Below are 7,143 nucleotides of genomic sequence, written 5' to 3' on the forward strand. Positions count from 1 at the left end.
TCAGCCTTTCCCCAAATGAGTCCGCACCGCTTTGACAATGCTTTCGGTTTGCGGGATCGCCGCATCTTCGAGATGTTTGGCATAGGGCATGGGAACCTCCCTGCTGCAAAGCCGTGCGAGGGGGGCGTCAAGATCATAGAATCCTTTCTCCGCGATCCTCATGCCGATTTCGGCCGCAAGGCTTCCGGTTTGCCACCCCTCGTCAACAATCAGCACACGATGGGTCTTTGCCACAGACGCAAGGATTGTTTCATCGTCCAGCGGACGCAGACTTCGCAAATCGATGACCTCGGTTGATATCCCCTCACCCGCAAGGGTCTCTGCAGCCTCCAGTACTTTGAAGAGTGAGCCACCGTAGGTGATGAGTGAAATATCAGAGCCTTCGCGACGTATGACCGCTTTTGAAATATCCACTGGCCCCGCATTGACGGCAAGCTCGCCAGAACGGTTGTAAAGCATGACATTTTCAAAAATCAGGACCGGATCGGGGTCTTCCAGTGCGCTCCATAACATGCCGCGTGCATCTTCCAGCGTTGCTGGAGCAAGGACCTTGATACCCGGAATGTGCGCGTACCATCCCTCCAGACTGTGCGAATGTTGCGCGGCGAGCTGTTTACCGGCACCTGTCGCCATGCGGATGACCACCGGCACACCAAACTGACCGTTGGACATATGCCGAAACGTGGCTGCCGTGTTGAGGATTTGATCCAGTGCCAGAAGCGAAAAATTGACCGTCATGAGTTCGACAATGGGCCGCATGCCGGCAATCGCAGCACCTATACCGGCACCGGTGAAACCGGATTCGGACAAGGGTGTATCACGGATGCGCTCCGAGCCAAATTTGTCATACAACCCCTTGCTGACAGCATAACAACCACCATACATGCCGACATCTTCGCCCATCAGAAAAGTGCGGTCATCGCGTTCGAGAGCGTCATCAATCGCCATTTTGACTGCATCGCGATAGGTTGTTTGTATTGTTTGGGGTGATGCTTCCACCATGGCCGGAGGATGTTCGACCGGATCGGCATAGACATTTTTTTCGAGTGTCTCCAATGGTTCCCACGTACCTGCCTCGGCAAAATCAATGGCATCCGTAATTTCTTCATCAATCTCGACCTCAAGCTGTTTGATGTCTTCTGCATCGAGACTGCCACTTTGCTCGAGCCAAGATGTGAAACGGGAAATAGGTCCTTTCTTACGCCATATCTCGACCTCTTCCTTTGCTCTATATAATTGTGCATCAAACATCGAATGTGCACGGAAACGATAAGTGTGAAACTCAAGAAAACAGGGGCCTCCCGTCTCGCGGATCACCTTGAGCGCACGACGTGTGGAAACCTCCACAGAGATCACGTCCATGCCATCCACTACTTCACTGATAAGTCCGTAACTTTCGGCCTTTTTGTGTATATTCGTTTCTGATTCCGAACGCTCCAGCGCCGTTCCCATGGCGTATTGATTATTTTCGCACGCGAATAGGATGGGCAGTTTCCAGAGTGCTGCGAGATTGAGGCTCTCGTGGAACTCACCCTCCGCAACAGCGCCTTCGCCGAAGAAGCAAACCGTTACCCTGTCTTCGCCACGTAATTTATCTGCCAGTGCAAGGCCGACAGCGAGTGGTAATCCTCCACCCACGATCGCATTGCCACCATAGAAGTTCGCCTTGTTGGAGAAGAGATGCATCGAGCCGCCCCGCCCTCCGGAACAACCTTCCGCCTTGCCGTACATCTCGGCTATGATTTCCTGCATTGGCACACCACGGGCAAGAGCATGTCCATGTTCTCGATAGGTGGCAACCACACGGTCTGCATCAGTGAGCGAAGAGATGACACCTGCAGCAATTGCTTCCTCTCCGTCATATAGATGAAGAAAACCGTGGATTTTCTGCAGTGTGTAAAGTTCGGCACATTTGTCCTCGAAATGCCGGATACGGATCATGTGTCTCAGCAAAGTCAACATGTGGTCACGAGACAGATGTGGTTTTGCTGAATGGGTCATTGTTCATCGCTTTCCAAAGTTGATATATCACCTTCAGGCAAGTCCAATTCTCGCGCTTTGAGAAGTCGTCGCATGATCTTGCCTGATCTGGTTTTGGGAAGATTTTTGCGGAAGACGATTTCTTTTGGAGCCACCGCTGGGCCAAGTCGTTTACGGGCATGCCCCACCAAGCTCAGCATCAGCGCGTCATTCTCCTCAAAGCCTGGATTCAGGGCGACATATGCCTTCACCATTTCACCCGTTGTTTCGTCGGGGACTCCGATGACACCTGCTTCGGCAATCGCAGGATGCTCCATCAGCGCGCTTTCCACCTCGAACGGGCCGATGAGATGGCCGGCGCTCTTGATGACATCATCATCGCGCCCGACGAACCAGAAATAACCGTCGGTATCGCGCATCGCCAGATCGCCGCTGATATACCAATCGCCCACGAAGCATTTGCGATACCGTTCTGCTTCATGAAGATAGGCCCGTATCATTGATGGCCAACCCGGTTTCAGCACCAATTGGCCGATTGTCATCGGTTTGGTGATCTCAGTCGCAGTATCCCCCGATGTTTTGACGATGGCAGCAGTGATGCCGGGAAGCGGCTTGCCCATGGAGCCCGGTTTGACATCCATCGAGGCATAATTTGCGATCATGATGCCGCCGGTTTCGGTCTGCCACCAATTGTCATGGAACGGCATGCCGAACGTGTTGTTGCCCCAGATCACGGCCTCCGGATTGAGAGGTTCGCCGACGCTTGCCATGAAACGCAATTGAGAGAAGTCGTAGCCTTTTGTAAGTTCGGCTCCCGCTTTCATCAGCATGCGGATCGCGGTGGGCGCCGTGTACCAGACATTAACCCGTTCATTTTGCAAAATGCGATACCAGCGCTCGGCATCGAAATCGGCCTCATCGACGATCATGGTCGTGGCGTTGGTCAAGGGCGCGATAATGCCGTAGGAGGTTCCGGTCACCCAACCAGGATCGGCTGTACACCAGAATGTATCTCCGGCTTTCAGATCCAGCGCCAATCTTCCAGTCATATTATGTGCGACGACCGCCATATGGACATGCACGGCCCCCTTGGGTCGTCCTGTCGTTCCCGAGGTGAAATGCAGAAGTGCCATGTCTTCGGGCTCGGTCCTTATGATGGAGAAATCCGTCGAGGCGGCTGCCATCAGCGGACCAAGACTTTCGGTGCCTTCTCCGGAATGGTCCTCTGAATCGATCAGCAGAATGTGCTCAAGTTCAGGCAGCTCTGTGCGCCAAGACGCGATTTTACGTTTGTAGAGTGTCTTTGAGGTCACCAGCACGCGCGCCTCGCCGATGGTCATGCGAGCCTTGACCGGTTCTGGGCCGAAAGCGGAGAACATCGGACAAAAGACCGCGCCGAGTTTCAATGTGCCAAGGGCTGCGATGTAGAGTTCGGGTACGCGCCCGAGCAGGGTAAAGACCTTCTCGCCCTTGTGAACCCCAAGCGCCGCCAGAACATTGGCAAAACGGTTGGTTTCATCCTTTAATTCGGCATAGGAGATCTCTCTGCGACTGTCTCCCTTCGACAGCCAGCAGATTGCCGTCTTCTCTCCGAGCCCGTGGGCGACATGTCTGTCTATTGCCTCATGAGCGATGTTGAGCCCACCGTTGGGCAGTCCCTCAAGAAGATCATAGGCACCTTCCCAGTGGAATTTCGAGCAGAAATCATCATAGTCAGAGAGGTTGGCCTTCATAGCTGCTGCGTGGCTCTTGGTGATGATTTTCATGGAAGCTTCCTCCTCTCGCTGGTCAGAACGAACTCTCTACATGCTGACGTCCACATCCGGTGCGTTCGTCACGCCGTCATTCAGGCGATGGCTCACACAATATCGCCCGATCAGAACCGATTTTGAGTGTGGGCCAAGCGTGATCCGGATAGAATTTTGTCGCGGGATTGGTTGCTGAATAGAAGCTGTTTGGTGCCATGGCACACTCAAACCTGCGAGGTGGAACACGCTGATCGCAATCCCTGTATGTCTCATACTTGACCCATTCAGGACTGCGGCATTGACGGTCATCAATGTTTTACCCACACAGTCTTTTTAACTGCGTTAGCCCGACCGGAGGGCTTCACTGTCTGCAACTTGCGTCTTTACAGCGACAAAGCTATCGGGGGTTACCGAGATTGAGCTAATGCCACATTCGACAAGGAAGTCAGCGAATTCGGGATGGTCACTGGGAGCCTGCCCGCAAAGGCCAACCTTTTTGTCGGCTTTTTGAGCTTCGGCAATCACGTGACTGATCATCCATTTGACCGCTTCGTTTTGCTCGCTGAAGAGGTCCGCCAATTCGGCAGAATCCCGATCAACGCCGAGTGTCAGCTGTGTTAGATCGTTTGAGCCGATCGAGAAGCCATCGAAGTGTTGAGCAAATCCTCCGGCCAAGATCACATTCGATGGAATTTCGCACATGACATAAACCTGCAAACCGTTTTTTCCACGGCGCAGACCGTTCTCCGCCATCACTTCCAGTACTTTTTCGGCCTCACTCACGGTACGGCAGAATGGGATCATCATGATCGCGTTGTCGAAACCCATCTCATCGCGCAAATATTTGATCGCTTTGCATTCCAAGGCAAAACCCTCACGATAACGCGATGAATAATAACGCGACGCACCGCGAAACCCGATCATTGGATTTTCTTCTGAGGGCTCAAAACCCTCGCCTCCCAGAAGTCCGGCATACTCATTGGTCTTGAAATCGCTCATGCGAATGATCGCCGGTTTTGGATAGACAGTTGCGCATAACCTAGCCAGACCGTGGGAAAGTTTGTCGACAAAATAATCTGTCTTATTGTCATAACCAGTCGTCAGTTTGGCTATTTTTTCTCTGGCTTCCTCATTGCGCAGCTGATCATAATGGATCAGCGCCATTGGGTGCACGCCTATGGCGTTGTTGATGACAAATTCCATCCGCGCAAGACCAATGCCGTCTGACGGCAGGCGCCACCAGCGGTAACATGCTGCCGGATTGGCGAGATTGAGCATGATATGCGTATCGGTTTGGGGAAGTTTTGTTAAATCCACAATGTCTGTCTTAACTTCAGCCCTACCCTCATAGACGAAACCAACATCACCTTCTGCGCAGGAAAGCGTCACATCTTGCCCGCTGTGCAGAACATGGGTTGCATTCCCCGCACCGACGATCGCTGGAAGACCTAACTCGCGGCTAACGATGGCGGCATGGGACGTGCGCCCGCCGTGATCGGTGATTATCGCCGCCGCTTGTTTCATGATTGGCACCCAATCGGGATCGGTGGTCCCCGTAACCAGAATTGAACCGGCGACAAACTGATCGATATATCGGGCACTTTCAATCAGGCACAATCGTCCAGAAACAACGCCATCCCCAACTGCAAGTCCCTGCAAAAGGGTGCGCCCCTTTTTACCAATCTTATAGGTCTTGAAGACCCCGACCTCTCGCCGTGCCTGTACGGTTTCGGGACGTGCCTGAACGATATAGAGCTTGCCGGTTTCCCCATCCTTCGCCCATTCCATGTCCATCGGGCAACCATAGTGTTTCTCGATGGTTACAGCCCAACGGGCCAGAGTCACAATATCTGCGTCGTCCAGAACATAGGACAGTCGTTCCGCTTTCGATGTCGGCACGTTTCGCGTCGGAGTGTCGCTATCACCAAAAATCATCTTGATAGCTTTTTTGCCATTCCGTTTTTCAATAATGGGCCACAGATTTTCTTTGTCCAGAAGCGGCTTGAAAACTTGATATTCATCGGGATCGACAGCCCCCTGAACGATATTTTCGCCTAACCCCCAAGTGGCATTGATCAGTACGACCTTGTCGAAACCCGTTTCAGTATCGATGGAAAACATAACGCCCGAACCGCCGATATCGGACCGCACCATTTGCTGAACGCCAATTGACAGCGCCACATTCATTTGATCGATATTATTCGTTTGCCGATAACTGATCGCCCGGTCAGTGAAAAGCGAAGCGTAGCAACGGCGGCAAGCTTGCAAGAGCGCCTTGTCACCGGATATATTAAGAAATGTCTCCTGCTGACCGGCAAAACTTGCATCGGGAAGATCCTCCGCGGTGGCGCTGGAGCGCACGGCAACCGAGATGTTTTCTCCAACGACAGTATCGCCAAGCTCTTTATATGCCTTGCTAATCGCTGCCGCTGTGTCTTTTGGCCAGTCGCCGCGCAAAACCAGATTGCGAATGGCCTTGCCGGTCTCTGCCAGACTTGTCTTGCCGTCTTGCCAATCCTTGATCAATTGGATAATGCGCTGCCGCAGCCCGTTGGCATCCATATAGAGCCAGTAGGCTTCAGTGGTTGTGGCAAAACCCGGTGGTACGGCAATACCTTCGGCGTGCAACGCGCCAATCATTTCACCAAGCGAGGAATTTTTGCCGCCAACGCTGACTATATCGCTTCGTTTCAAGGTGTTGAAATTGCGAATTAAGACGGTCATCTCGGTTCCTTCCGAAAGCAAATTTTCTTACGTGAAGCAGGCTAACGCTGTTATCAAACCCAAGCGTTGACAGCCGTCAATGCCATTTTCTAGAATCAAGACAGGCTATGCGACAATTAACGTTACAGGAGATGGTTTTAGTGACGTACTCAGATCGGTTGATCGCCGTTGGTGATATTGGGGGTATGCATAAGCGCAACCACTCGTTCAGCGCATCGAGATCATCAAAGGCAGGTTTGGCGGTGATTTCATGGGGTCGACGCAACACTTTAATCTATGAGAAGGATTGGAGTGTTTATTATGAAGTATCGCCGCCAAATAATTTTCACAGCCAAGCAGAAGTCAGAAATTTGGGATAGATGGCAACGGGGCGAATCTATGAGCTCGATTGGCCGTCTGTTTGAGCGTGCCTCATCGTCGATTTATCCGTTATTGGAACGCACGGGTGGCATTAGGCCACCAGATCGCACGAAATAGAGGTGGTCCTGGAAAATTGGACCATGTGCTAAGGTGGATCTCCTGATGAGAGAGACGATCCGAGATGACAAAAAGAAACCGATATCCAGCTGAGTTCAAAGCCAAGGTTGCGCTTGAAGCGATCCGGGAAGAATTGACACTTTCCGAGCTGTCGAAGAAGTATGGGGTGCATCCAAACATGATCAGTACCTAGGCTCAGGACCTATTAATTTCT

At 52.3% G+C, this 7,143-nt stretch carries 3 protein-coding genes and 1 pseudogene; 1 reads left to right on the forward strand and 3 read right to left on the reverse strand.

The annotated features are described in order from the left end of the window. The 3 genes from pdhA to ppsA all read right to left on the reverse strand — a co-directional run bounded on the left by pdhA (position 1) and on the right by ppsA (position 6,452). Positions 1-2,001, reverse strand: a complete 2,001-nt coding sequence (gene pdhA / locus C0081_RS23520; protein ID WP_101532581.1) for a pyruvate dehydrogenase (acetyl-transferring) E1 component subunit alpha — start codon at positions 1,999-2,001, stop codon at positions 1-3. Beyond that, the gene (gene acsA / locus C0081_RS04315; RefSeq protein WP_101532582.1) at positions 1,998-3,746 is read right to left on the reverse strand and encodes an acetate--CoA ligase; all 1,749 of its coding nucleotides are present in this window, start codon (positions 3,744-3,746) and stop codon (positions 1,998-2,000) included. Before acsA ends, pdhA begins: the two co-directional genes overlap by 4 nt. Before the next feature lie 324 nt (positions 3,747-4,070). Beyond that, positions 4,071-6,452 carry a phosphoenolpyruvate synthase gene (gene ppsA / locus C0081_RS04320; protein WP_101532583.1) on the reverse strand — a complete coding sequence of 794 codons (2,382 nt, stop codon included), beginning with the start codon at positions 6,450-6,452 and terminating at the stop codon, positions 4,071-4,073. A gap of 541 nt (positions 6,453-6,993) precedes the next feature. Here ppsA and C0081_RS04325 point away from each other — a divergent pair. Further along, positions 6,994-7,116 (forward strand): annotated as a pseudogene (locus C0081_RS04325) (transposase); the annotation flags it as partial. Positions 7,117-7,143: the final 27 nt, after the last annotated feature.

This window comes from Cohaesibacter celericrescens (assembly GCF_002866925.1).
GTDB classification, from domain to species: Bacteria; Pseudomonadota; Alphaproteobacteria; order Rhizobiales; family Cohaesibacteraceae; genus Cohaesibacter; species Cohaesibacter celericrescens.